Raw genomic sequence first — 1,390 nt, forward strand, 5'->3', positions numbered from 1 at the left:
GGTTCTTGTCCTGGGCCGATATTTATATTACTTGGAGCTGGATTTTTACCCATTATTTTGGTGCTTTTTGGGGCACATTTCGGAACTTTTTTCTACGGATAGAGGAAGAATAAATTGCCGCATTAAATCCTCACCCCCAACCCTCTCTAAAGGAGAGGGAGCCGAAATTGGATTAAAATTTAAATTAAAAAAAAGCAGGATTGTCTAAAAGTAAATTCTGCTTTTTTTATACAATAACTTGAAATTTCACACTATCTCAGCACTCAAGCCAGCATCTAATAATTGACTGCATTGTGGTTTCAGTTTTTCTAAAATATCTGTTTTTACAGTACATTTCCCTCTGTAATGCACAATTATTGAGCATTGTTCGGCTTGTTCGGGAGTGTGATTGCAAACTCTGATTAGGGTTTCGATAACATGTTCAAAAGTGTTTACATCGTCATTATACACTATAATTTCGTTGTTTATTGTTCTTGACTCTTTGAGGCTAACTCGTTCTCTAACTTTTACTTTGGTACTCATTTTTAAATAATTTGTAGGTTATAAATAAAAATAGTGTTGTTTTACTTGATTTTTTCAAACACACAAAATGTAAAATTTTGCTTGGTTTCAAAGGGGGTTATATGATCTTCAGTGATACATTTTAGTTTTTTAAAATTGTCTGAAAATTGATTTTCTATTTCTTTTTCAGAGTATTGTTTGATGTCTAGTCCACTACATTTTTTTGGGCCGTTTTCTGAAAAGGTACCAATTATTATAAAATTAGTTACCCATTTTTTAGTAATTTCAGCATATTTTTTTATTTGCCCCGATGTTGTCAAAAAATGAAATGTGGCTCGGTCATGCCAAATGTCATACTTAGTTTCTGGCTTGAATTCAGTAATATCCGAAACAATCCAATTTACTTTTTCAGTATTTATACCCAATCTTTTTTTTGCTCTATCTAATGCATTGGCCGAAATATCCAAAATCGTAATATTCTCATATCCATCTTCTAGTAAAAAATCGACAAGTTTGCTGTCGCCACCACCAATGTCTATGATTTTTGCTGTTTTGTCTAAATGGGTTTTTCTTATAAAATCAAGTGAAGTTTTTGGGTTTTCTTGCGTCCAACTTACTTCATAGGGCTGTTTGGTTTCATAAACTGTTTCCCAATGATTTTTTCTGTCGATTTCCATTTGTCAATTTTTCGAATACTAATTTACATATTTTAAGGATACCCAATTGTTTCTTTTGAATTTTTTTACATAGGTTAATCCTTTTTCTGTGCAAGAAGCATCAATAAACGGAATGTCTTCGGTATAAAAACCGCTCAATAATAAGGTTCCCTTTGGATTCAAGCAATCTATATAAGATTGCATATCGTTCAACAAAATATTTCGGTTAATAT

General features: G+C 31.9%; 2 protein-coding genes and 1 pseudogene. All 3 read right to left on the reverse strand.

Annotated elements, in window-relative coordinates; all coding sequences use genetic code 11:
* Positions 1–246: 246 nt before the first annotated feature.
* Positions 247–522, reverse strand: a complete 276-nt coding sequence (locus EKL98_RS15935) for an ATP-dependent Clp protease adaptor ClpS (RefSeq protein ID WP_126563143.1) — start codon at positions 520–522, stop codon at positions 247–249.
* 41 nt (positions 523–563) lie between these two features.
* On the reverse strand, positions 564–1,178 hold the full coding sequence (locus EKL98_RS15940) for a class I SAM-dependent methyltransferase (protein WP_126563144.1): 615 nt from the start codon (positions 1,176–1,178) through the stop codon (positions 564–566).
* An 18-nt stretch (positions 1,179–1,196) separates the two neighbouring features.
* Positions 1,197–1,390, reverse strand: a pseudogene (locus tag EKL98_RS15945) (50S ribosomal protein L11 methyltransferase); the annotation flags it as partial.

The sequence above is a fragment of the Flavobacterium bomense genome, from assembly GCF_003970355.1.

What these genes read in the sequence shown, in the direction of transcription:
- EKL98_RS15940 (WP_126563144.1), bottom strand. Translation starts at nt 1,178, where the DNA reads ATGGAAATCGACAGAAAAAATCATTGGGAAACAGTTTATGAAACCAAA.
- EKL98_RS15935 (WP_126563143.1), bottom strand. Translation starts at nt 522, where the DNA reads ATGAGTACCAAAGTAAAAGTTAGAGAACGAGTTAGCCTCAAAGAGTCA.